Source organism: Maribacter sp. LLG6340-A2, from assembly GCF_045057105.1.
Classification (GTDB): Bacteria; Bacteroidota; Bacteroidia; order Flavobacteriales; family Flavobacteriaceae; genus Maribacter.
The window spans coordinates 1516631-1541250 of record NZ_CP159332.1 but is presented as its reverse complement, the minus strand read 5'-3'; the positions used below and the strand labels follow the sequence as shown (position 1 = coordinate 1541250).

General features: G+C 34.5%; 22 protein-coding genes and 2 pseudogenes. 16 read left to right on the top strand and 8 right to left on the bottom strand.

Features of this window, described 5'->3' with window-relative positions; all coding sequences use genetic code 11:
- Positions 1-2: 2 nt before the first annotated feature.
- From ABVM52_RS06535 to ABVM52_RS06525, 3 genes are read left to right on the top strand one after another with little or no spacing between them, the layout of a single operon-like run.
- Positions 3-386 (top strand): TraR/DksA family transcriptional regulator, encoded by a 384-nt coding sequence (locus ABVM52_RS06535; RefSeq protein ID WP_405384607.1) that lies wholly within the window; start codon positions 3-5, stop codon positions 384-386.
- 38 nt (positions 387-424) lie between these two features.
- Positions 425-1042 (top strand): hypothetical protein, encoded by a 618-nt coding sequence (locus tag ABVM52_RS06530; RefSeq protein WP_405384606.1) that lies wholly within the window; start codon positions 425-427, stop codon positions 1040-1042.
- Positions 1043-1075: 33 nt separating this feature from the next.
- Complete coding sequence (locus ABVM52_RS06525) at positions 1076-1738, top strand: lipoprotein signal peptidase (RefSeq protein WP_405384605.1); 663 nt, start codon at positions 1076-1078, stop codon at positions 1736-1738.
- Here the strand turns inward: ABVM52_RS06525 and ABVM52_RS06520 are convergent.
- Positions 1717-2289, bottom strand: a complete 573-nt coding sequence (locus ABVM52_RS06520) for a 5-formyltetrahydrofolate cyclo-ligase (RefSeq protein ID WP_405384604.1) — start codon at positions 2287-2289, stop codon at positions 1717-1719. The genes ABVM52_RS06525 and ABVM52_RS06520 overlap by 22 nt on opposite strands.
- Positions 2290-2787: 498 nt before the next feature.
- Here ABVM52_RS06520 and uvrC point away from each other — a divergent pair, with 498 nt between their 5' ends.
- The 9 genes from uvrC (at position 2788) to ABVM52_RS06475 (ending at position 15911) form a co-directional block, all read left to right on the top strand.
- Entirely contained in the window at positions 2788-4581 is a 1794-nt protein-coding gene (uvrC, locus tag ABVM52_RS06515) for an excinuclease ABC subunit UvrC (RefSeq protein ID WP_405384603.1), read from the top strand.
- Complete coding sequence (locus ABVM52_RS06510; RefSeq protein WP_405384602.1) at positions 4559-6853, top strand: patatin-like phospholipase family protein; 2295 nt, start codon at positions 4559-4561, stop codon at positions 6851-6853. Before uvrC ends, ABVM52_RS06510 begins: the two co-directional genes overlap by 23 nt.
- A 354-nt stretch (positions 6854-7207) precedes the next feature.
- The gene (locus tag ABVM52_RS06505; RefSeq protein ID WP_405384601.1) at positions 7208-7987 is read left to right on the top strand and encodes a DUF3108 domain-containing protein; all 780 of its coding nucleotides are present in this window, start codon (positions 7208-7210) and stop codon (positions 7985-7987) included.
- Positions 7988-7994: 7 nt separating this feature from the next.
- The gene (locus ABVM52_RS06500) at positions 7995-8963 is read left to right on the top strand and encodes a tryptophan 2,3-dioxygenase family protein (RefSeq protein ID WP_405384600.1); all 969 of its coding nucleotides are present in this window, start codon (positions 7995-7997) and stop codon (positions 8961-8963) included.
- 1 nt (position 8964) lies between these two features.
- The gene (locus ABVM52_RS06495) at positions 8965-10248 is read left to right on the top strand and encodes a peptidoglycan DD-metalloendopeptidase family protein (RefSeq protein WP_405384599.1); all 1284 of its coding nucleotides are present in this window, start codon (positions 8965-8967) and stop codon (positions 10246-10248) included.
- 1 nt (position 10249) lies between these two features.
- A complete protein-coding gene (gene pgi, locus ABVM52_RS06490; protein WP_405384598.1) occupies positions 10250-11887 on the top strand; it encodes a glucose-6-phosphate isomerase in 1638 nt (545 codons plus the stop codon).
- A gap of 170 nt (positions 11888-12057) precedes the next feature.
- On the top strand, positions 12058-14766 hold the full coding sequence (locus ABVM52_RS06485; RefSeq protein WP_405384597.1) for a TonB-dependent receptor: 2709 nt from the start codon (positions 12058-12060) through the stop codon (positions 14764-14766).
- Positions 14767-14860: 94 nt separating this feature from the next.
- Positions 14861-15301, top strand: coding sequence for a hypothetical protein (locus ABVM52_RS06480; RefSeq protein WP_405384596.1), 441 nt, complete (start codon positions 14861-14863; stop codon positions 15299-15301).
- A 16-nt stretch (positions 15302-15317) separates the two neighbouring features.
- Positions 15318-15911, top strand: a complete 594-nt coding sequence (locus tag ABVM52_RS06475; protein ID WP_405384595.1) for a DUF1080 domain-containing protein — start codon at positions 15318-15320, stop codon at positions 15909-15911.
- An 11-nt stretch (positions 15912-15922) separates the two neighbouring features.
- On the opposite strand, the pseudogene ABVM52_RS06470 reads toward ABVM52_RS06475, so the two are convergent.
- The 4 genes and pseudogenes from ABVM52_RS06470 to ABVM52_RS06455 all read right to left on the bottom strand — a co-directional run.
- Positions 15923-16378 (bottom strand): annotated as a pseudogene (locus ABVM52_RS06470) (endonuclease/exonuclease/phosphatase family protein); the annotation flags it as partial.
- A gap of 98 nt (positions 16379-16476) precedes the next feature.
- On the bottom strand, positions 16477-16914 hold the full coding sequence (locus tag ABVM52_RS06465) for a DUF6527 family protein (protein ID WP_405384594.1): 438 nt from the start codon (positions 16912-16914) through the stop codon (positions 16477-16479).
- Positions 16898-18058, bottom strand: a complete 1161-nt coding sequence (locus ABVM52_RS06460; protein ID WP_405384593.1) for a ThiF family adenylyltransferase — start codon at positions 18056-18058, stop codon at positions 16898-16900. Before ABVM52_RS06460 ends, ABVM52_RS06465 begins: the two co-directional genes overlap by 17 nt.
- Complete coding sequence (locus tag ABVM52_RS06455; protein ID WP_405384592.1) at positions 18033-18695, bottom strand: multiubiquitin domain-containing protein; 663 nt, start codon at positions 18693-18695, stop codon at positions 18033-18035. The genes ABVM52_RS06460 and ABVM52_RS06455 overlap by 26 nt, the downstream gene beginning before the upstream one ends.
- A 453-nt stretch (positions 18696-19148) precedes the next feature.
- Here ABVM52_RS06455 and ABVM52_RS06450 point away from each other — a divergent pair, with 453 nt between their 5' ends.
- The 4 genes and pseudogenes from ABVM52_RS06450 to ABVM52_RS06435 all read left to right on the top strand — a co-directional run bounded on the left by ABVM52_RS06450 (position 19149) and on the right by ABVM52_RS06435 (position 21398).
- Positions 19149-19508: a helix-turn-helix transcriptional regulator gene (locus ABVM52_RS06450; RefSeq protein WP_405384591.1), complete on the top strand. Its 360-nt coding sequence runs from the start codon at positions 19149-19151 to the stop codon at positions 19506-19508.
- Complete coding sequence (locus tag ABVM52_RS06445) at positions 19486-20013, top strand: ImmA/IrrE family metallo-endopeptidase (protein ID WP_405384590.1); 528 nt, start codon at positions 19486-19488, stop codon at positions 20011-20013. Before ABVM52_RS06450 ends, ABVM52_RS06445 begins: the two co-directional genes overlap by 23 nt.
- 182 nt (positions 20014-20195) lie before the next feature.
- A pseudogene (locus tag ABVM52_RS06440) lies at positions 20196-20807 on the top strand (DUF5689 domain-containing protein); the annotation flags it as partial.
- A gap of 9 nt (positions 20808-20816) precedes the next feature.
- The gene (locus tag ABVM52_RS06435; RefSeq protein WP_405385109.1) at positions 20817-21398 is read left to right on the top strand and encodes a lamin tail domain-containing protein; all 582 of its coding nucleotides are present in this window, start codon (positions 20817-20819) and stop codon (positions 21396-21398) included.
- Between the two features lie 2 nt (positions 21399-21400).
- On the opposite strand, the gene ABVM52_RS06430 is transcribed toward ABVM52_RS06435, so the two are convergent.
- The 3 genes from ABVM52_RS06430 to ABVM52_RS06420 form a co-directional block, all read right to left on the bottom strand.
- Positions 21401-21808, bottom strand: a complete 408-nt coding sequence (locus ABVM52_RS06430) for a response regulator (protein ID WP_405384589.1) — start codon at positions 21806-21808, stop codon at positions 21401-21403.
- A gap of 167 nt (positions 21809-21975) precedes the next feature.
- Positions 21976-22380, bottom strand: coding sequence for a response regulator (locus ABVM52_RS06425; protein WP_405384588.1), 405 nt, complete (start codon positions 22378-22380; stop codon positions 21976-21978).
- A gap of 5 nt (positions 22381-22385) precedes the next feature.
- On the bottom strand, positions 22386-24584 hold the full coding sequence (locus tag ABVM52_RS06420; RefSeq protein WP_405384587.1) for a PAS domain-containing protein: 2199 nt from the start codon (positions 24582-24584) through the stop codon (positions 22386-22388).
- Positions 24585-24620: the final 36 nt, after the last annotated feature.

The following is a 24620-nucleotide window of genomic DNA, read 5'->3' as shown; positions in this document are numbered from 1 at the left end:
AGATGGCAGAAGATTTAAAAGTAAGGTATTCTGACAAGGATTTGGCAGAATTCAAAGATTTAATAGAGGACAAAATAGAAAAGGCTAAAAGTCATTTAGACCTTTTAAAAAGTGCCTATATGAATGATGGCAATAATGGTACGGATGATACTTCGCCTACCTTTAAAGCTTTTGAAGAAGGTTCTGAAACTATGAGTAAGGAGGCCAATACGCAATTGGCCATTAGGCAGGAAAAGTTTATTCGTGATCTTAAAAATGCGTTACTTCGTATAGAGAACAAAACCTATGGTATATGTCGTGTTACAGGTAAGCTTATTAATAAGGAGCGCTTAAAACTTGTACCGCATGCCACGTTAAGTATTGAAGCTAAAAACATGCAATCATAAATAAAACGCCTTAAGGGGCGTTTTTTAATACTGTTGGTTTGTATAGATTGCTATTTTCCCTACTCCTGTGCTCAACTGGTCTTTTTGCTCAAAAAAATGTTCAGAGAATACTACTGTCAGAAGATATAGACTTGGTACAGGTCAACACCGCAAATTGTTTTAAGGTACTACTGCAAACGACAGAGGAGCAAGAGATAAACGCTATAGCCAATATTGAAGGTGAATATGTTGATAATTTGAACATAGAGGCAGTTTCAAAAGGGTCAACAATATTTATTAATGCCGGCTTTTCACCTAATTTTCATAATCCAAATGATAAACTAAGTGCTCATAAGGTGGTTTCCATTACCTTAAGCGTATCGGTACCAAAATATAGAAATGTTGCGGTCTATGGCACCAGTTCTAGATTATTGGTCAATGGCTCCTACGAAGGACTCAACGTAAGTTTATCCGATGGCGTGTGCGAATTGAATAATGTATTGGGAGACATTAAGGTTAAAACACAGAGTGGTAATATTAAGGTGTGGTCCAATGCTGCAAATATTTCTGCAGTGGCCAAATATGGTCATGTTGGTTCAAATGAAATTCCTACTGGTAACTCTACTTATGATCTACAAACCGTTACAGGTAATATTGAACTCATTAAAACCGAATAATATTTATATTTTTGCCCACATTGATTGAAGCCCATGAATATTAAAAAATCCGTCCTATTCATCCTGTTAATATTAATTATTGACCAATGGAGTAAAATTTACATCAAGACCCACTTTGTTTTAGGGGAATCTGTTGAGGTTTTCAGTTGGTTTAAGATTCTTTTTATTGAAAATGAAGGAGCTGCTTGGGGGGCTAAGCTAAGTGATATTCTACCCATATCTGATAATATAGGAAAATTGGTCCTTACTATTTTTAGGCTTTTCGCCATTTTTGGAATAGGCTATTGGCATTTTGATGTGATAAGGAAAAAGGCTTCTAATACTTTAATTTGGGCAGTTTCATTAATTTTTGCCGGAGCATTGGGTAATATTTTGGATTCGGTTTTTTATGGCATCCTATTCAATGATAGTTATAATGAAGTGGCCACTCTTTTTTCCAATGAACCTTACGGCAAGTTGTTTTATGGTAAAGTGGTAGATATGTTATATTTTCCTATGGTAGACACTACTTGGCCAGATTGGGTTCCTGGAGTTGGAGGAAAAAACTTTCGCTTTTTTGAACCCGTATTCAATATAGCGGATACCGCTATTAGTACAGGTGTAGGTATTTTATTAGTTTTTAATAAAAAGGCATTTGGCAAGGAAGAGAATATTAAGGAGCAAGATGATAAGGATTATAGTGAACCGAATGAATAAATTTTGGTTGGAGTAATACAGTAGTCCAAAGGAATATCGGTGGTAAGCACATCCTCAAAAATTTCCTTTTCAGCTTCAAACAATGAAAGCCCAATTTTTATTACATCTGGTTTACATTTTTGTAAAAAGCGATCATAATACCCTTTTCCATAACCAATTCTATTTCCTCTGGTATCAAAAGCAAGAAGAGGTATAAAGACAACATCTAATTGTATAGGATGTATTATTATGCCATCTACAGGTTCCGGTATTCCTAATGAATTATAAGAGAATTTAGTATTATCCGTAAGTAAATAGTGTTCTAGTTGGGTGCTAGATATTATTTTGGGCACGACAACATGTTTATCAAAACCTAATAATATTGAGATTAGGCCCTCAGTATCTATTTCGGATTTATTTTCAATGGATAAAAAAATATGAAAGTAATGGTGCTTCCATATAGGTAAGGTTAGTGCAGAATTTGCTATAGCTAAACTGTGGTCAACAATTTCTGACCGGGTTAGGGAACTTCTAAGTTTGGAATATTTTATTCGTAAATCATTCTTCAGCATAGTGAAGTCATTTGCATGCTGAAAATAATTAAGTTACTCTTTACCTGCAACAGCAAAAAATACCTTAAAAAATAACATTAAAATAAGATATGTTCCGAGGGTGATGATATAGCTTTCCATAATAATGTTCTTTTCGTCGTAATATTAACCGTAATTACGTTAAAAATAGGTAAAATAATTAATAAGATATCTATGAACGGCACTTTTTTATCGTTTAAAAGCACTTTTTTATTAAAAAATTAACGTTGTAATAAATATCAGGAAAAATGTATTTTGTAATCAATTGATTTTCAAAAGATTACAAAAATACACATTTTTTGGTTTATGTACTCTGTAATATGGGTATATTTTTTTTAAATAGTTCGTAATTAAAGACGGTAAATTTATCAAATTATCAATTGGTAACATTAAGATGTTCAACTATTTTTTAGTGTTATAAAATATAAGGTATGGTGTAATTTAAATTAGTTTTATAGACTAAATTAGTAGTGTAGAAGAATGTCAGAAATACCATTGAATATACAATTAAGTGCATTACCCACAAATCCTGGGGTATACCAATTTTATGATGAAAATGGTGTAATATTATATGTAGGTAAGGCAAAAAACCTTAAAAAAAGAGTTTCCTCTTATTTTAATAAGAACCATGAATATGGTAAAACCCGTGTTTTGGTCAAGAAAATTAAGGAGATAAAACATATTGTAGTACCTACGGAGTCGGATGCATTATTGTTAGAAAACAACCTGATCAAGGAGCTCAGGCCTCGTTACAATGTGTTATTAAAAGATGACAAATCTTACCCTTGGTTGTGTTTAAAAAATGAGCGTTTTCCAAGGTTGTTCCCAACAAGAAGAGTTATTAAGGACGGTTCTGAATATTATGGTCCGTATACCAGCATGAAAACGGTGCGTACTTTGTTGGAATTGATAAAAAGTGTTTACCCGTTACGAACATGCAATTATGATCTTTCTACGGAAAAAATCAATGCCGGTAAATATAAGGTCTGCCTAGAATATCATCTGGGTAACTGTAAAGGACCTTGTGAAGGCTATCAATCTATAACGGATTATGATAGACAAATAGCTGATATAAGGGAGATTGTAAAAGGAAATTTTAAATCATCTATTACCTATTTTAAAGGACAGATGAAGGCTTTGGCATCAGAAATGAAGTTTGAGGAAGCACAAGTTATCAAAGACAAAATAGATGTTCTTGAAAATTATCAGGTTAAATCTACTATTGTAAACCCCAAAATCAGCAACGTAGATGTCTTTAGTATTATTTCGGATAATGCCTTTGCCTATGTTAATTTTTTACAATTATCCCATGGTTCCATTATTCGTTCCCATACTATGGAAATCAAAAAGAAATTAGAGGAAAAGGACGAGGAGTTATTAGAATTGGCTATAGTGGAAATTAGGGAACGGTTCAATTCAAATTCTAAGGAGCTATATGTACCATTTAAAGTATCCTTAACTTCTGGATTAAAGATTACGGTTCCAAAATTAGGGGACAAAAAACGTATACTGGACCTTTCTGAACGAAATGCCAAATTTTATCGACAAGAACGCTTTAATCAAATTAAGATTATTGACCCGGATCGTCATACCAATAGGATTATGGCGCAAATGAAAAAAGATTTGCATTTATCGGCAGAACCAAGGCATATAGAATGTTTTGACAATAGTAATATACAGGGGAGCAACCCGGTTGCTGCTTGTGTGGTTTTCAAGGACGGTAAACCATCCAAAAAGGATTATCGGCATTATAATATAAAGACGGTAGTTGGTCCAGATGATTTTGCTTCTATGGAAGAGGTGGTCTTTCGTAGGTATAGGCGTTTATTGGATGAAATGGAACCATTGCCACAATTAATTGTAATAGATGGTGGTAAAGGTCAATTGTCATCGGCGCTTAAAAGTATAGAGGCACTGGGTTTACGGCGAAAAATTGCTATTATAGGTATAGCCAAGCGATTAGAGGAAATTTATTTTCCCGATGACCCTATACCATTGTATTTGGACAAGAAAAGTGAAAGCTTAAAAATTATTCAAAATGCAAGGAATGAGGCGCACAGGTTTGGTATAACCTTGCATAGAAACAAAAGAAGCAAAGGTGCTATTAATTCGGAGTTAATTGGTATAGAAGGTGTAGGCGAAAAGACCGCACAACAACTTTTAAAACAATTTAAGTCCGTTAAGCGCATTAAAGAAGCATCCAAGGAAAGCTTGGCCAAAATAGTAGGAGCGTCTAAAGCAAATAAGATATATGAATCTTTTCATACCACATAGTGTTGGTTTTAAATACATGCTATTGGGCCTAACATTTAGTTTGCTCAATATAATGTTATTGAGCGGGCAAGAGGATCAAAATGGTGAAAGGCCTAAAATAGGTCTGGTCCTAAGCGGTGGTGGGGCAAAAGGTATGGCACATATTGGTGCTTTAAAAGTTATTGAACAAGCGGGAATAGAAATAGATTATATAGGTGGTTCTAGTATGGGTGCGATCGTAGGGGCTCTATATGCTTCAGGATATACGGCAATGGAACTGGATTCCATGTTCAGCGCCACAAATTTTGGATCCTTGATTCAAGACAATCTGCCAAGAAGTGCCAAGACGTTCTACGAAAAGGAAGATTCTGAACGATATGCATTATCCTTACCGTTTGATAATTTCAAGGTTTCCGTTCCGCCGGCATATTCCGGTGGTCAAAATATTTATAACGAACTGGTAAAATTATTATATCATGTAAAAGATGTCAAAGATTTCAACAAACTGCCAACCCCTTTTGTTTGTGTGGCCACCGATATTGAAACGGGCAAACAGGTAATACTGAACAAAGGATATCTACCAGAAGCCGTATTGGCCAGTGGTACTTTACCATCTTTATTTGAGCCTACTGTCATAGAGGATAAGGTTTTAATAGACGGTGGGGTCGTCAACAATTATCCAATAGATGAAGTAGTGGCAATGGGTGCTGACATTATTATAGGCGTAGATGTGCAACACGGGTTATCAGATAGGGAGTCTCTCATGTCGGCTACGGAAATACTTTTGCAGATCAACAATTATAGGACAGTGGCAGATATGAAGCAAAAGGCTGCAAAAACGGATATCTACATAAAACCGCTAATAGAACAATACTCGGTAATTGAATTTAATAAGTTAAAGGAAATAATTAAAACCGGTGAAGATGCCGCATTCTTAAAGTATGAAGAATTAAAAGCGCTATCCAATGGTTATGGTAAGCGTAAAACCGTGAACAACATCACGGGGAAAAATATTGCTTTGAACCGGTTGATTATAGAAGGTAATACCAGTCACACCCGCGGCTATGTAAAAGGTAAATTACGGTTTAATTTGAACGAACCTATCACCTTTAATAAATTACAACAAGGTATAGGAAACCTTGCGGCAACTGGCAATTTTAAGACAATTAGATATAAGTTATTAAGTAATGTTGATGATGGTGAAGACCTGGTTTTGCCTTTAGATGAAACGCCTATTACTACATTTTTGAGATTGGGCGCACATTATGATGATCTGTATAAGAGTGGAGCGATCATTAACCTGACCAAGCGTAAGATATTGTCAAGGGATGATGTAGCCTCTTTTGATCTTATTCTTGGGGATAATATTCGGTATAATTTTGAATATTATATGGATAAAGGAACCTATTGGAGTTTTGGTGTAAATTCTAGGTTCAATGATTTTGAGCAGGAAATAGATTTTGACCTTATCAGTGATAATTTTGATGTAACGCAGAATTCAAGAATTAACTCAATAAATTTATCCGTATCAGATTTCACCAATCAAATTTATGTACAAACGGTAGTAAAGGAAGAGTTTGCTTTTACAACGGGGGTTGAGTACAAAGATTTAAAGTACAGTACAAGAACCTTTGGAGAGGTAACTGATCCCAATGTGCCCATAAATACACAAACCGAAAATGGAAGAACGTATTTTGAAAAAAGTAATTATGTTAGCGTTTTTGGAGCATTGAAACTAGATACTTATGATGATAAGTATTTTCCAAAACGTGGACTTTATTTTGATGGGGACATGCATTATTATCTCTTATCATCTGACTTCAATGACAATTTTAAGGATTTTTCCGTTTCAAAGGCAAGAATGGGGATGGCAGTTCCTTTGATCAAAAACGTATCATTAAATCTAGAGACGGAAGGTGGGTTTAAATTAGGTACCTCCAAGGTTACCAGTTTTGATTTTTTATTGGGGGGTTATGGTACGGACTATATCAACAATTTTGCTTCCTTTATTGGGTATGATTTTATCAGTTTGTTCGGTAATAGCTATGTTAAGGCATATGGAAGGTTAGATTATGAATTTGCAGAAAAGCATCACGCTCTTTTCTCCGCCAATTTTGCCAATGTGGACGATGACCTTTTTAGAACGGGAGATTGGTTCAAGGCACCTATGTATTCAGGCTTTGGTGTGGGTTATGGTTGGCAATCTTTTATAGGTCCGATCAATCTATTGTATTCTTGGTCGCCAGAGCTAGACAACTCGCAATTTTTCGTAAGTGTTGGGTATTGGTTTTAGGCTTTATCGAACAGAAAATTAACGCAATAAATGTAGCGTAAAGGCCTTTGTTCTTAATACTTTCATAAATATTAACCTTAAGTGTGAATAACTGTTAAGTTTATCGTTAAAGTAAGTTAAACCCTATTAATAGAAGAAAATAGTACTGTAAATTTACACCAGCTAAGGGGTGGTTCCCTTACAACTTTAAGTAGTGGTTTTTCATAATTTAAAGTTTGGTTGGTTATTTAGGAAAAGCCCAGTTTTAAGACTGGGCTTTTTTTGTGCAATACTTTGGAACAAATTTTGTTTAAGTTATTGTAACGACGGTAATCGAGATACTTCAATTACTACTTTTGCCTCAAAGTAAAGACTATGAAAAAAATTTTATTGCTTTCCCTTTTATTTATAAGTTTAGGAGTTTTTGGACAAAACGACCAGACTGCATTTAGAACGGGCGAATGGTTGAAGTTTAGACTTCATTACGGATTTTTAAATGCTAGTTATGCAACGTTACAAGTAAACAATGCTACTATTAACGACAAGCCTGTTTTTCATGTTGTTGGTCATGGTGAAACAACGGGTTTTGCCAGTTGGTTCTTTAAGGTTGATGATACGTATGAAAGTTATTTTGATAAAGAGGACGGAAAGCCATACCGGTTCATTAGAAAAATCAATGAAGGCGGTTATACGAAAGATGTAGAGATAAACTTTGATTATGAGCAAGCGAAAGCTGAACTAAATGATAAGAAAAACAAGAAAAAGCTTAATTTTACACTGCAAGATAATATTCAAGACCTTATATCTGCTTTTTATTATTTAAGAAACAATTATAAGACAGATGATCTTGAGGAAGGTAAGGCCATTACCTTAAAAATGCTTTATGATGATGACGGGGTTTTCAATTTCAAACTTAAATATTTAGGGCTGGAAATTGTTAATACCAAATATGGTAAGGTAGAATGTTTAAAGTTTAGGCCTTTGGTGCAATCTGGCCGTGTTTTTAAGGAACAGGAAAGTTTGTCCTTATGGGTTTCAAATGACCAAAATAGAATACCAATACGTATTAAGGCAGATTTGGCGGTGGGTGCCATTAAAGCAGATTTAGACGGATATAATGGTCTTAAACACCAGTTTAAAATTATAATGGATTAAAATTTAAATGAAAGATAGAGAGCAGATCAATTCCCAAATAGCTAAACTTGAAGAAAAATATAAGGATTCAGGCCAAGATCTTAGCTCATATTTGGACGGTTTGCTTCACCAACGCTACTTAACGTATTGGGATTATATTCATTTAGACACCTTATTAAGCCTACAGGTTCCAAGAACCCATTTTCCAGATGAAGAGATTTTCATCATGTACCATCAGATTACTGAATTGTATTTTAAGCTCATATTGCACGAGCAAAAACAATTGGTAGATGATAAAAGTGATGACGTTGATTTTTTTATAGATAAACTAAGACGAATCAACAGTTATTATACCGTACTTATTTCTTCATTCGGTATAATGATCAAGGGGATGGAAAGAGAGCAGTTTCTTCAATACCGTATGGCCTTACTACCGGCAAGTGGTTTTCAATCTGCTCAATTTAGAATGATTGAAATTTATGCCACCGGACTAGAAAATTTAGTTCATGTAAGCGAGCGGGATAATTTTTCCGAAGCAGACACCATTGAAGACCTTTATGAACATATTTATTGGAAAAAAGGCGCTACAGATTTAAGTACGGGTGAAAAAACATTGACTTTAAAACAGTTTGAATATAGGTATACCCCTAGGTTGATTAGAATAGCAAAGCAAGTCAAGAATACTACTATTTATCATAAGTATTTAGGGTTGTCCAAAAAACAAAAGCAGAATGCTAGTTTAATTGATGCACTGAAAGCATTGGATGTAAACGCCAATGTAAACTGGCAATTAATGCATATGGGCTCTGCCCATAGATATTTGCAAAGAGATTCTGGAGATATTGACGCCACTGGAGGCACCAATTGGAAAGAATACCTACCTCCCAGTTTTCAAAAGATAGTATTTTTTCCAGAAATTTACACAGAAGAAGAATTAAACAATTGGGGAAAACAGTGGGTAGACCATATGTTCAATCCAAATAAATCAACACATTAGAATGCATAGATATTGGGGCATAATATTGGCATTGACAATAGCTGTATCCTGTAAGGAAGATAATGGGCAACAAAAAGAGTTGGCGCAGCAGATACAAGTGGCAAAGGAGCTGCCAGAAATAAATGAACAGTACGGCTTTAATCTAGATGAATTTGTAGTTCATTTAGATACGGTTAAAAATGGCGATAGCTTTGGGGAGCTAATGCAGAATAACAAAGTGGCATATACCAAGGTCGCTAAAATATCGGAGCAATATAGAGATACATTTGATGTTCGTAAAATTAGGGTAGGTAAACCATATGTTATACTAAAATCAAAAGATACCGTTGGCCAGGCGCAAGTATTTATTTATCAGAATGACCCAATAAATTATACGGTTGTTGATTTACGTGATAGTGTACGTGCATATAAGAGCAAGAGAAAGGTAAAATTTGTACAGAGAGAAATCTCTGGAATTATTGAGACCAGTTTGTCAGAAGCAATATTAGATCAGGGAATAGATTATAACGTTACCCATAACCTGGCAAATGTGTATGCTTGGACCATAGATTTTTCAAGGCTTCAAAAGAACGATAAATTTAAGGTAGTCTACAAGGAGAAATATATAAACGATACCATTTATGCCGGTGCGGAAGCTGTAGAGGCTGCATATTTTGAACATAATGGCAAACCAATTTATGCTTTTGCCTATGAAAATGATTCCTTGAAAAATATTGTGGATTATTATGACCAAGATGCCAACAATTTACGCAGGACTTTTTTAAGGATGCCCGTAGAGTTTGGTAGATTGTCCTCTAGGTACAATCTTAAAAGAAGGATAAAATATTATGGTTATAAAATAAGGCCGCATAAGGGTACGGATTATGCAGCGCCAATAGGAACCCCAATAATGGCCACTGCAGATGGTACGGTAATAGAATCTACTAGAAGGGGAGGTAACGGAAAATATGTTAAGATTAGGCATAATGGTACATATGCCACTCAATATCTGCATATGAAAGCCCAGAAGGTAAAAAAAGGTCAATTTGTACGTCAAGGTGATGTTATTGGTTGGGTAGGTATGACAGGTAATACCGGCGGTCCCCATGTATGCTATCGTTTTTGGAAGAACGGTCGTCAAGTAGACCCCTTAAAGGAAGATTTGCCTCAGGCAGAACCTTTGAACGATTCTCTAAAACCAGAATATTTTGCTTATATAACTCCACTTAAAGAGCAGTTGGATTGTATTATTTATCCAAAAGTATTGCTTGAAGAGGAAGATGATTTAATAACGCTTAATCAATAATATGTCATTAAATAAAATTAATCCAACGCAAACTTCGGCTTGGACAAAGCTTACCAACCATTACAACAATATTAAAAATGAGCACTTAAGAAGCATGTTTGCTTCAGATGCAAAAAGAGCTGAAAAATTTACGTTGCAATGGAATGATTTCTTGTTTGATTATTCTAAAAATAGAATAGATGAAACTACCATGGAGTTATTGCTGCAATTGGCAAATGAGGTGAATTTAGAAGATTCCATAAAGAAATATTTTGGTGGCCAGTTAATAAACGAGACAGAAGGTAGAGCGGTATTGCATACTGCTTTAAGGTCTAAAGAGACAGATAATGTACGGGTAGACGGGGTTAATGTAATGCCAGAAGTCTATGAGGTAAAAGCCCATATTAAGGAATTTACCAATGCTGTAATAAATGGTGAATTAAAAGGGTACACGGGCAAATCTTTTACAGATGTTGTCAATATTGGTATTGGTGGTTCCGATCTTGGTCCGGCTATGGTCACTGAAGCTTTAAAATATTATAAAAATCATCTTTCGGTTCATTTTGTCAGTAATGTAGATGGTGACCATGTCAATGAAATTTTAAAGACATTAAATCCAGAAACAACACTTTTTGTAGTAGTATCCAAAACGTTTACTACCCAAGAGACATTAAGTAATGCTACAACGATTAAAAAATGGTTCTTAGGTCATGCATCACAAGAGGATATTGCAAAACATTTTGCTGCGGTATCTACTAACTCGGAGAAAATAGCTGAATTTGGAATAGATGCTGCAAATGTTTTCCCAATGTGGGACTGGGTAGGTGGTCGTTTCTCCTTATGGAGTGCAGTAGGTCTTACCATTGCCTTGGCGGTAGGTTACGACAATTTTGATGAAATGTTAAAAGGAGCCAATGAAGCCGATGTTCATTTTAAAGAAGCTGGTTTTTCAGAGAATATTCCAGTAATAATGGCATTGTTGAGTGTTTGGTACAATAATTTTTATGGTGCCGAGACAGAGGCAATTATTCCCTATACCCAATATTTAAGTAGGTTTTCTGCATACTTGCAACAAGGTATCATGGAAAGTAATGGAAAAAGTGTTGATCGTAACGGAAATACGGTAGGGTATGAAACAGGTACGATTATTTGGGGAGAGCCCGGTACCAACTCACAACATGCATTCTTTCAATTAATACACCAAGGTACAAAATTGATACCCACAGATTTTATTGGGTATAAGTATTCGTTACATGGGGATAAAGGGCACCACAATAAATTAATGGCCAATTTCTTTGCCCAAACTGAGGCGTTGATGAATGGAAAAACCAAGGAAGAGGTCGTCTCTGAACTTAGGTCTAAAAACATGTCCCAAGAAGAATTGGATACCTTGGCACCTTTTAAGGTATTTGCCGGTAATAAGCCCACAAATACGATCCTGATAGATAAATTAACACCAAAAAGTTTGGGATCTCTAATTGCATTTTATGAACATAAAATTTTTGTACAAGGGGTAATCTGGAATATTTTTAGTTATGATCAATGGGGTGTAGAATTGGGGAAACAGTTGGCAGGTACAATTTTAAATGACATTGAAAGTTCGGAATTGTCAGGTCATGATAGCTCTACATTGCGACTTTTGCAATATTTTAAGAAATAATCTAGAATTCCATTAAGTTAATTGTAAAAGGCTAACTAATTCATTTACAGTTCATTTTTCTTAAAATTTCAGGTATTTTTGCAAAGCTGATTTAACGTTGTCTTAACGTTAGAGGACAAAAATTAAAAGACTTTTGCAGCAAGTTAAAAACTAACAAAAAACTTGAAAAAATGAAAAAAATGTATTTTGCATTAGCGGCATTTTTAATGACCGTAACTGCTTTTTCACAAGGTACTATTACAGGTACTGTACTTGATGGAGATACTAATTCTCCTTTGCCAGGTGCTACGGTAATGGTAAAAGGTACAACGAATGGTACTTCAACAGATTTTGATGGTAATTTTACGATTAACGTAAATGCTGAGTCTGGAACACTTGTAGTTTCTTACATCGGTTTTAATTCTAAGCAAGTTGCCTTTACTTCAACAGGCAATATAGGTTCTGTTGTTTTAGAGCCAAATGCTGAGGAATTAGAAGGTGTAGTAGTAACCGGTGTACAGGATATTGCTAAGGATCGTAAGACTCCTGTTGCAGTTTCTACCATTAAAGCTGAAGAAATTCAACTGAAATTAGGTTCTCAGGAATTTCCGGAATTATTAAATACTACTCCATCTATTTATGCTACAAAATCTGGTGGTGGTTTTGGAGATGCGCGTGTAAACATACGTGGTTTTGATACTAATAACTCTGCAGTAATGATTAATGGTGTTCCTGTAAATGATATGGAAAATGGCCAAGTATACTGGAGTAACTGGGCAGGTCTTTCAGATGTAACATCAGCAATTCAAGTACAAAGAGGTTTAGGTTCTTCAAAATTAGCGGTATCATCTGTAGGTGGTACTATTAATGTAGTTACAAAAACTTCCTTAAATGCAGAAGGTGGTTCAATAGGAGCAACAGTAGGTAATGATGGTTACGTAAAGACATTGGCTTCTTACTCTTCCGGTCTTTTGGATAATGGCTTTTCAGCGTCTATGTTAATTAGTAGAACAGGTGGAAGCATGTATGCTGATGGTACCAAGTTTGAAGGGTATAACTTTTTCATGGGATTAGGCTATACTGCTGGTGATCATAATTTGGAATTTATGGTAACAGGTGCACCACAATGGCACCACCAAAGAAGTAGAGCAACATCTATTGAATCTCAGATTCTTTATGGAAGCGGTGATGGTGAACCAAATAGAAGATATAATGAAGATTGGGGATATCGTGATGGTGAAGAATACAGTTTCCGTCGTAATTTCTACCATAAACCTGTTATCAGTTTAAGCTGGAACTGGAAAATGAGTGACAAAACTACCTTGGAAACATCTACATATGCCTCTTTTGGCCGTGGTGGTGGAACAGGAGAGATTGGAGAAATCAATGGTGCAAGACAATTTGCATTACCTAGAACCGCAGATGGATTAATTAGGGTAGATGATATCGTTTCTTACAACAGTGGTCAGTTGGTTTCAGACTTTAGCGCTACTCCAAGAGAGCAAATAAATGGTCAATATGTAAATAACAGTGATCAGAATCCTAATGAGAACAATACTAACGGTATTACTAGAAGGGCTTCTGTAAACTCGCATAACTGGTACGGACTTTTGGCTAACTTCAATAACCGTATTTCTGATGATCTTACAATTGATTTTGGTGTGGATTTAAGAAAATATACAGGATACCACTATAGAAGAGTAAATGATCTTTTAGGAGGTGATGTATACCAAGAAACGGATAACAGAAATGACCCTAACACATTGTTTGCTGAAACATACAAGGCAAATCAGCCATGGTGGGTATTTGGTAACATTGATGATGAGGAAAAAATAGATTACTATAATACTGGTTTGGTAAACTGGTTAGGTTTATTTGGTCAAATAGAATATAATTTCACAGAGGATATTACCGGTTTTGTACAAGGTGCGTTATCTAACCAAGGTTTTGCAAGGGAAGAATTCTTTAATGAAGTACCTGCAGAAAAAACGGATTACGAAAACATCTTAGGTGGAAACGTTAAAGGTGGATTAAACTGGAATGTTGATGCAAGAAATAACTTCTTTGCAAATGCAGGTTATTATTCTAAGCAACCATTATTTGATGCAGTTTATATCAATTTTGGAAATAATTTAAACCCGAACTTGACAAACGAGAAAATTACCGGTTTTGAATTAGGTTATGGGTACAGAAGTTCAAAGTTTAGAGCTAATGTAAACTTATATTACACAAGCTGGAAAGATAGGTTTGAGTCTGTTGGTGCAACCTTTAATGCAGACCAGCCAGATGAAATTCGTGGTACAGCAAACATTTTGGGCATTACACAAGTTCATACGGGTATTGAACTTGACGGTAGATATCTTGTTAGTGACAAATTCAGCTTAACAGGTATGATGTCTATTGGTAACTGGGAGTATAAGGATGATGTTACGGCAACATACTTTGATAATGACCAGGCACCAATTGTAATAGGTGGCGTAGAACAAGTTGAAACATTGGAGTTAGATGGTGTTAAAGTTGGTGATGCTGCTCAGTTTACTGCATTTATTGGTGCAGACTACAATGTAGTTAACAACTTAAACCTTGATTTTGGTTACCGTTTTGCAGGTAATTTATATGCTCAGTTCGATGCAACTAGTGTAGGTCCTGATGGCGCTTTAAAATTACCATCTTTTGGTCTTGCAGATGCTGGTGCAACGTATAGCATTCCTTTTGATGATAAGAATCTAAGCTTCAGGTTAAATGTAAATAACTTGTTTGATACTACTTATATAGCAGAATCGGATACTAATATTTTTGCACAGCCAGGAGATGATACTTATGACGGTATAAATACCAGTAACCGTGTTTTCTTTGGTTTTGGTACCACTTGGAACTTAAGTGCTAGATTTACCTTCTAAACTAGTTCTTTGTTAAAATATAAACCCTGACTTTAAAGTCAGGGTTTTTTTATGCTCAAAATTCAGTACTTTTAAATTTGAAAACTAAACAACTATGTACGAAACTATTCAAATGCTTCATTCTTATTTGGCCTATGTAGCATTGGCCGTGTTAATTTTGGCGGTTGCCAATGCCGTAACCGGTCTTATTGGAAAAAGAATCTTTAATATGAACAAAGATTTAAGGCTTAGTCTTTTTGCCCTAATCCTTTGTCATATTCAATTATTGGTGGGCCTTGTGCTCTATTTTGTCTCTCCCAGTGGATTACATGCTTTGCAAGAATTTGGTATGGGAGGTTTAACATCCGCTGCGCGCTTACTAGCAGTTGAACATCCTTTTATAAACATTTTGGCTATCGCATTGATTACCGTTGGATGGTCCAGGCACAAAAAATTTGTGGAAGGGGATAAAAAATTTAAGAGTATTGCTATATTTTATGGTATAGGCTTGTTACTTATTTTAAGTAGAATTCCTTGGGGCCAATGGTTTAATTAACTAGCCCATTTTTACTATGAGGAAACTTTTATTCGTCTTGTTCATCCTAATTTTTGGTTGTAACATGAATGCCCAAGAACAATTGTTCAATGGTGTAAACCTAGAGGGGTGGACTGTTTTTGGAACCGAAAAATGGTATGTTGAAGATGGTGAACTTATTTGCGAAAGCGGTAAGGATAAAGGCTATGGATATTTGGCAACGGATAAACACTATAAAAACTATGTACTGGACCTTGATTTTAAGCAAGAGGCCAACGGCAATAGTGGCGTTTTTATAAGGTCTACCGTTAAAGGAACTACGGTGAGTGGCTGGCAAGTAGAAGTGGCTCCGCCAGGCAAGTATACAGGAGGCATTTATGAGTCTTATGGTAGAAAATGGTTAATAAAGCCCCAACTTGAAAAAGATAAGGCTTTAAAATTTGGAGACTGGAACCACATGAGAATCATGGTAGAAGGTGATCATGTAAGCTCTTATATTAACGGTACGGAAATGGTGTCTTTGAAAGATGAGATCATTGGTGCCGGTGAAGGATCCATCTTATTACAAATTCATGATGGGGGTGGCATAAAAGTAAGGTGGAAAAATATAGAGATCCAAGAGTTGGATTAGTACATGCCAATCTAAGGTGTTACCTTTTTAATTAGATAAAGGAATACGGGAAAATGGTCGCTATATCCTCCTATATAGCTACCTCCGGCATAGGTGCGTAACGGGTAACCCTTGTATTTACCCTTTTGGTCTATAAGGTAATCTGGTGTAAAAATACCAGCTTTCCAATAACTGTAAGTAGATTTTGATTTGTCAATAAGGCTAGCGGTCATATAGAGTTGGTCAAATAAGTTCCATCTATCCCTATAGGCCAAAGAGCCTCTGCCTTTTCTAAAAAGTCTTTCCATGGGACCGTACAGACTGGTCGAATCCAGCTTTTTTATATTCTGCTCAACCTTAAGTACTTTTTTAAAACTTGGATCTATGGGGTCATCATTAAAATCTCCCATACTAATAAGCTTTGCATCCTTATCATGCTTTCTAACAGAATCAATTATGCGTTTGTTAAGTTTTGCAGCTTCTAACCTAAAAGCTCTACTTCAAAGTAATATAACTTATCTTATTTTATTTTTAAATAAAAGAATCAATTCGTAATAATGACTTGATTTCTTATCTAAAAAGATATCTATTTAAAAATTTTTAACATCTTAGTCCAAAAGGTGTCCTTTTCTGCAATCTTCATATTTTTATTATCATACTGTTTTTCAAGAGAATTCTCTTTAAGTTTATTTTTTGAATAATAAGATTCACTTTCTTTCTTATCGTTTTGCCTTTTTAAATTCACTTGATTTTCTGACCAATCCTCAGCCCAAATGACTTTATTTTTTAAAATCCAATAATGTGATCGACATATATAGCTCCAATTACCTATTGAAGGGCTTAGGCTTATAAACTTTCCATTATAGGTTAATTCCCATCCTGTTGGAGAGAGAGGAGTATTAATCTCCTCTCCACATCCACAGGCACATAAATGTATTACCGTTCCATATTCAGGAGAAATATATATTATTCCTTCTTTTATAGTATCAGGCATTAACTCAACAAATTTATGCTGCATCACCATTGAAAATCGTATTTACATTAATTGAATACGTGCTATGTAATTCTGACGTTAAATCATTTAAAAAGCCATAGTATTTTTTCCATTTTAAAACCGCAAAAAGAGCATTTAGGTCATTTAAGTCTGCTATCTGAATATTAGATGAATATTCATCATCGTCATCGTCAACAAAGCTTATAATGCCTTTATAAACATGTTCTCTATGCTTTGGGGTACTCAAAGTTGTTCTAACTATTCCCATCAGCTCATTGCCCTTTCTTTCAATACCTAAACCACAATCAATAAAGGGTAAATTTAGTTTCTCTAGCTTGTCAAAAATTAAACGTTTAACACTTCCTTTATCTATTGCGATAAAAACAAAATCTAAACCATTTAATAAACCTAAATTTTGTTCATTCAGATATTTAGCATGAGGTACTATGAATTTGTGCATATTTCCATACAAATTAGCTAAATAGTCTACTTTAAAATGACCTTGATCAATGATTGATTTAGTCGTTGCACTAGGGGCTCTAAAGGCATTATGTTGCTTGAAAATATCACCATCAAAAAGATGAATTTCTTGAACTAAAGTTTTGGCGACCTTATCCAATATATATGAACCTGTTCCTCCCAGTCCAATAATGCCCACTTTCAAACCTGAAAGTTTTTGATTGATTGCATCAATTTCTGACCTAGCCGAATTAGTATCACTATAATGTAAAACAGACCCTTCTAAATTAAATTCTATAACTCTACCGGTTTGTGCTGTTGCTTTCGGATATATTTTTTGAGCTTGATTAGAAAGTATTTTTACATATGTAGTCATTTTGTCATAGTAAGTAGGATACAATGGCGTAGGTTTATGAGAAAACATGTGGTCAACAACTATACCACTGCCTAAGTTTCTTTTATTACTATTGTTGATTAAGTTTCTCATCAAAGTACCATTGCAATCGCATGGCGCTTCACCGATAAAACTTACTACATGATCATTAGGTTTTAAAGAAGGTACGGTGGAGACCACCGTACCATTCAATAATTCCTTCTTCGAGTTCAAATAAGGAACATCGTGTATCAAAAGTAAATTACCTTTGACTTCAACTACGTAGTTTTCGTTACGTAGTTCCTTAATGTCTGAGCTATGATTTATCTGTTCTTGTAACATTGAATATCATTTTATTTTTAACAGAAATCTCATCGCCTTTAATCATACTGCCTTCTGGCTTATTAGCTACACCTTTTACATAATTTACAGTATAAATTATATTTGGATTCTGGGATATTACATCATAGGCAAGTATTACCACCTCTTCAAATGATATTCTTGATTTTGACCAAGGTTTATTTTTGGCGTTAACAATAACACATTCAACCTTAATTTCAATCGGACAGGTAACAAAACATGAATTTTTATGAATCGCTATTTTATGCTCCACATCATCTTCATAGGTAACTTCTACATTTCCTTTTCTTAACTCTATCAAGTAAAAATTATTGGAATCAATATTTGCGATAGCCATTATTTCCAAAGGTGTCATAAAGCAGTTTTCTACTTCTACATCTTTGTCATCGACCTTTATTACCAAAGATTTATACCTAACAGCTTTTAGACCTTCAATACCTACCTTTTTTAGATCGATTTTTTCGTCAAGCTGTATTGGAGTAAATCCTTTTTCATTTACTTTATATAAAAGTTCATAATCCTCCTCAGGTATCAAACCTGCCTTATTTAAAATGGTTTTACCGGTGATTATAGGTTCACTAGATTCAAACCTTTTCATGTTTACTTTATAGTAGTACATATTCATTAATTTTAAAATTTTAAAAAAACTTGTAGACCATGCTAATCGTTAACCCAAGCAATGGTAAAGAATTGGTAGCCCTCAGTATGTTGAAGATTACTGTAAGTGGGTATAAATTTTAATTTTTAAGTTTCTTGTCTTATTTAAAGATTGAAAAACAAGATAAAATACCACATTTGGTAATTTAAAGAAGAATATGTACCTTTGTACCTCCTACAGTATAAGGGTTTGAGGGTTAAACTAGACCCGCAACATTCTTAAATAAATTTAAAATCAGGTGGTTTTCCATCTGGTTTTTTTGTTTCTGGACCTTCCAGAAATCATTTAGTAACAAAGATAATAAAAAATATAATACCAGCAAAAAGTATTAAATATTAGTAAATAATGCTTGTTTGATAAACATTAAATGAGTATCTTTATATTGCGAATATATTCTTACATTTATATTTAGTTATGAAAGACACTACTCAGTCACTTTGTAATGTTATTGGGGTTAATATTAAAAGAGTAAGAAAAAAGAAGAAAATAGGACAATCTGCTCTCGCTGAACAAATTTATCTTAGTAGATCATCTTTATCAAATATTGAGATAGGAAATCAGCAGCCTACTTTAAAAGCAATTTATGAAATTTCAATTGCTTTAAAATGTGAAATATCAGAGATTTTACCAACTACATCTGAGTATCAGTCGATAGTTAGTGATTTAGATTCTGATGTTGTTGAATTAGTAAATAAAAACACTAATTCAAATAATAAAAAGACTATAGACGTTTTAAAAGAAATACTCTCAAATGACAACTACGAACATAGATAGATTAGCAGAACAACTTTTGATAAATCACGATTTATTGAAGGCGCCTGTAAAAATTTCTAAGCTCGCTAAATCTTTAGGTATTCGTGTAGAAATGCAGGATTTAGATGATGAGGTGTCTGGATTTTTAGTGAGAAAAAATAATCAAGATATTGTTGGTGTAAATATTAATCATCCTGAAAATAGGCAACGTTTTACTATTTCACATGAAATTGGCCACTACATGTTGCATATAAATCAACAGTCTTTATTTGTTGACTATTACAAGGGTGATAAGTTGTTTCGAAAAAATAGTACTAGAGAAAATTATCTTATGGAAAGACAAGCTAATCAGTTTGCAGCTTCTTTGTTGATGCCTAAAAAACTTATAGCTGAGGAAATTTTAAAACTACCTGAAGTCTTAGATTATGAGGTAAAGAAATGTCAAATAAGTCTTAAATTTAAAGTTAGTGAACAAGCTATGGATTTCAGACTTAAAGCTCTAGGTTACTATGATTATGGTTTTTAACGTAAATGAATTTTAGTTGTATACAGAGATAATTAATTAAATTGTATTAGCTAAACGTTAACATTATTTTTAAATCAATATATTCAGTTGATTACAAAACTATCAATCATCATCAATTTATAAAGTTTCGCTTTTTTTTAAATTTTTGAATCTTGGGAATTTAAGATAAAACAAGTACCAAAAAGACAGAAACACCAAAGGATTTAATGATAGAAGGCTACGTAACGTCGTCTGATATAGCAGGTAATTTTTATAATGTCATTCATTTTCAAGATAAACGCAATAGCCCAACAGCTGGGTTGCAGATAGAGTTGGAGTTAAGAGATTCCCATTTGTTCTTTAATGTTGGTCAGCACGTAATCATTAAATTAAAAGGACTTTATTTAGGCAAGTCAAATGACCTTTTTAAGTTAGGGGCAGTATTTACGTCATTTGGGAACCGTAGTGTAGGTAGACTTCCCAAAACAGTGGTTTTTGACCATATATTGGTTTCTTGTGAAGACAATTTGGGGGTTGAACCAAATGTGGTGTCCTTACCTAATTTAGCCGATAATATGCTAAATACCCTTATTAAGTTAGAGAACGTGGAATTTGCGGAAGAAGTAATTGGTGAACCCTTTGCCATTACAAATGAAGAAACCGTTAGACCTGTATTGGATTGTGATGATAATGAAATAGGCTTAGTTAATAGTGGGTATTCAAGTTTTCATGAACAACCAATTCCGGAAAAATCGGGTACTATAACAGGAATTTTAACTAAAAAAAGTAGTGCGTTTTTCTTAACGGTAAGAAACCTTGAAGACATTGTTTTTACAAATGAAAGATGCACAGATGTAATTGATGAATTTACTTCAAAGAACATACTCTTCTCTGAAATTGCGGACCCCAATAATAATGCTGCTGCTAGATTTGTAGAGCTGTATAATTCCTCTGAGACTGAATTGTCATTAAAAGGATGGAGCTTGGTCAGGTATACCAATGCTAATTTAACCATAAGTTCCTCTATAGATTTATCCAATTATAATATTGGGGGAAAATCACTATTGGTGGTATCACCAAATGCGGCAGAGTTTGAACAGGTATATGGTTTTGCTCCGGATATTGCAGTGGGTACCAATACACCTGCAGATTCTAATGGAGATGATAATTTAGCGTTGATTGATCCTTTTGGAACAATAGTGGATATGTATGGGATTATTGGGGAAGACGGCAGTGGAACCAACCATGAATTTGAAGACGGTAGAGCCTTGCGTAAACCGGAAATTTTGATTGCAAATGATACGTTCACGCCAGCAGAATGGATCATTTATAATGACACTGGAGAAGCGGGTACTACGAACAGTCCGCAAAACGCACCTGATGATTTTACACCTGGTGTTAGATAATGTTATGTAACTTTTTGTGAAGCAGTAATTTTAAGTAAGGCTTTCTCCGTTAAGGGCTTTACAATGTAGTCTTTGACCAATTTATATTTTTTTGCTTTCTCTATCAATGACGGGCTAATAAAAGAACTTGTAATATAAATCTGTATATGTTTTATTTTATCCTCTGGTAGGGCTTCAAATTCTTCCAGAAAAGACCATCCGTCCCGTTTGGGCATATTTAAATCAAGAAAGATAATGGTAGGTAGTTTAATATTCTCAACAATAAGGCCTACTAGTCCATCCAAAGCTTTCTGGCCATTGGTATAATATAAAATGTTTGTGCTAAAATCTACTTGCTTTAAGGTATTCTTGCTGCTTAAAATAAAAAATTCATCATCATCAATAATACAGCAACTGGTAAATACGCCCATTAATTTAATCTTTTATTTTATTTTTTAATTTGGCTAGTGACAATATATATTTTTGAACAAAATAAATAAAACTGATAGAAAGATAACATTTATTTATAGTAGAATAATTAAATGTGACCAATTTTAGATAAAATGAACCTAATAATGTTGAGGTTTTTTTTTGTGGACTAAGCCTTTGTAGCTTTTAAGATAGTGGATAGATCGTCTGGTGTTATGGGTTTTAGTATATAGTTATTAACCTGCTCATAATTCTTTACCCGTTCAAGGTCTCTTGGGTCAACAGATGAACTTATGATATAGATAATGGTTTTTTCAGGATTATGATTTGGTATGTTGGTATATTCATCCAAAAATTCCCAACCGTTCATAATGGGCATGTTCAAATCCAAGAATATAACTTCTGGCATCAGCTCCTCTGTTTGGCTAATTTCCATTAACCCTTCTATGGCTTCTTGGCCATTATTATATACTAGGATGGTTTCGGCAAAATCTACTTCCTTCATAATCCTTTTAGTACCATAAATAAAAATGGGGTCATCATCGATTATGCAGCAAACTTGTACGTTTTTCATGCTCATTATGCTTTTTTTAATTCTATAAAGATTGTGGTACCAACATCAACGGTACTTTCAAGGTTAATTTTTCCACCCATAGCTTCAATTTGATTTTTTGTAATAAAAAGACCAATACCTTTGGCGTCTTTGTGTTTATGAAACGTTTTGTACATTCCAAATATTTTGTCTCCATGTCGTTTTAAATCTATGCCTTGGCCATTGTCGGAAAATGTGATCTTGACATAGTCTCCCTTAATTTTGGAGGAAATGTCAAGAACGGGCGTTCGCTCTTTGGACCTGTATTTTAAGGCATTGGTTAGGATATTTAAAAAGATACTTTCCAAGTATGCAGGTACGGCATTTACAAAATGTGTTTTAGGTATATTGATATTCAAAATAGCATTCTGTTCTTCTAAAAGGCCTCCAATACTTTTTTTAATTTGATGAATGGTATTAAGAACACTTAGACTTTTTAAATTTTCCAAAGCGCCGGTTTTAACCTGCACAACATCGTTTAAATGGGTAATGGTCTCGGCCAAACTTTCCGCAGCGTTAGATATCATTTTATGCAGGTTCTTGCGTTCATTCTCGTCTTCCTCCTGGGAGAGAAATTTTGTCAACATGGTCATATTGGTGGAATGAGACCTTAGGTTATGAGACACAATATGAGCAAAGTTCATAAGGCTATCGTTTTGGCTTTTGGTGACTTCTACCAAGGTCTGTAATCTTTTTTCAGATTCTATCCTGTCCGTAATATCCAAAAATTGGGCAATAGTATGGCTGGGATTACCGTTCATGTCCTTAACAACCGTTACCCCCAATATTACATGTACCAAATGGCCATCTTTGTGAAAATATCTTTTTTCTAATTGGTAGGTATCATTAAGGCCATCATAAGCACCACTATGAAATGTTTCGCTGGCAAGAATATCATCTGGATGTGTTATGTCCAAAGTTTTCATGCCCAGAAGTTCTTTTTCCGTGTAGCCCAAACTGTTCAATAAACTTTTATTGACCTTTAGCCACTTAAAATCAGGGCTTACCAAGGCCATTCCAATAGAAGCGTGGTCAAATGTTTCCATAAAGGACTCCGTACTTCTGATCAATTTCAGTTCTGTACTTCTTAAATCTGTAATGTCCCAGTTTGCGCCGGTAAGTTTAATGGGTTTGCCATTATAATCTTTTATGGTTTTGGATGTGCCTCTAATGTGTTTAACACTTCCGTCTTTTAAAACGATTCTAAATTCTTCGTCAAAATCCTTGTCACCGGTTATAGATTTGTTCGATGCTTCTAAGGCCTTTTCCCTGTCCTCTGGGTGAATGCTAGATTCCCAGTCTTCAAAAGTCCCGGAAAATTCATTTTCTTCAATTCCAAAAATTTGGAACATTGCGTCATCCCAGACCAATTCATTTGTTTCTAGGTTAAAATCCCATAATCCAATTTGTGCAGTTTGGGTGGTAATTTTTAATCGTTCGGTAATTTCTTCATGGGCCAATTGAATTTTTTTTGTTTGGTCAATATCCTGGAAAGTCCCAACAATTCTAATTGGTTGGCCATTGGCAGATTCTACTTCCCCTTTAGCCCTAACCCATAACTCTTTTCCGGTGGCTGTTATGATTATCAGTTCGGTATCCCAAGGTTTGCCTTCTTCAATAGCTCTATTTACCAACTCTGTGATCTTATCTCTATGAGCGCCCTCTTTATAGAAGTTAATACCCTGAGCCAGGTCGGGTATAAAGCCCTCATCTACCTCGTGGATATCCTTGGTAGTTTTGGTCCAAAACAACGTATTGTTCACCAAGTCTACTTCCCAGCACCCAATTCTTGCTACTGACTCAGCTTTGTGAAGTAATTCTATTTCCTTTTTATCTTTTGTGATGTTTTCTAAAAAGATGAGTAAACCTTCTAATTTTTTGGTAAGCTCATCCTTTACAGGTAGAATTTTCCATTTTAGCCATTGTATCTTACCGCTGGATAAAATATACTTTTGACCCAAGTTTTCAATTTCTTTGTCATTTAACCCTTGTTCAATATCTTTCTTAAATTGATCTGGAGTTTCAATTAGAGCATCAAACAAATTTTTACCGTTAAAATCAGATTTATTTAACGTAAATTCCTTACGCCATTGGTTTGAATAGTTAATATAGTTTAACTTAGTATCTACCATAGCAATTGCAATGGGAGCTTTCTCTAAAAGAAAGTCAATAGCTATTGTTTTCAAAAGAAATTAGTTTTTATTTAAAGGTACATTTTTTTG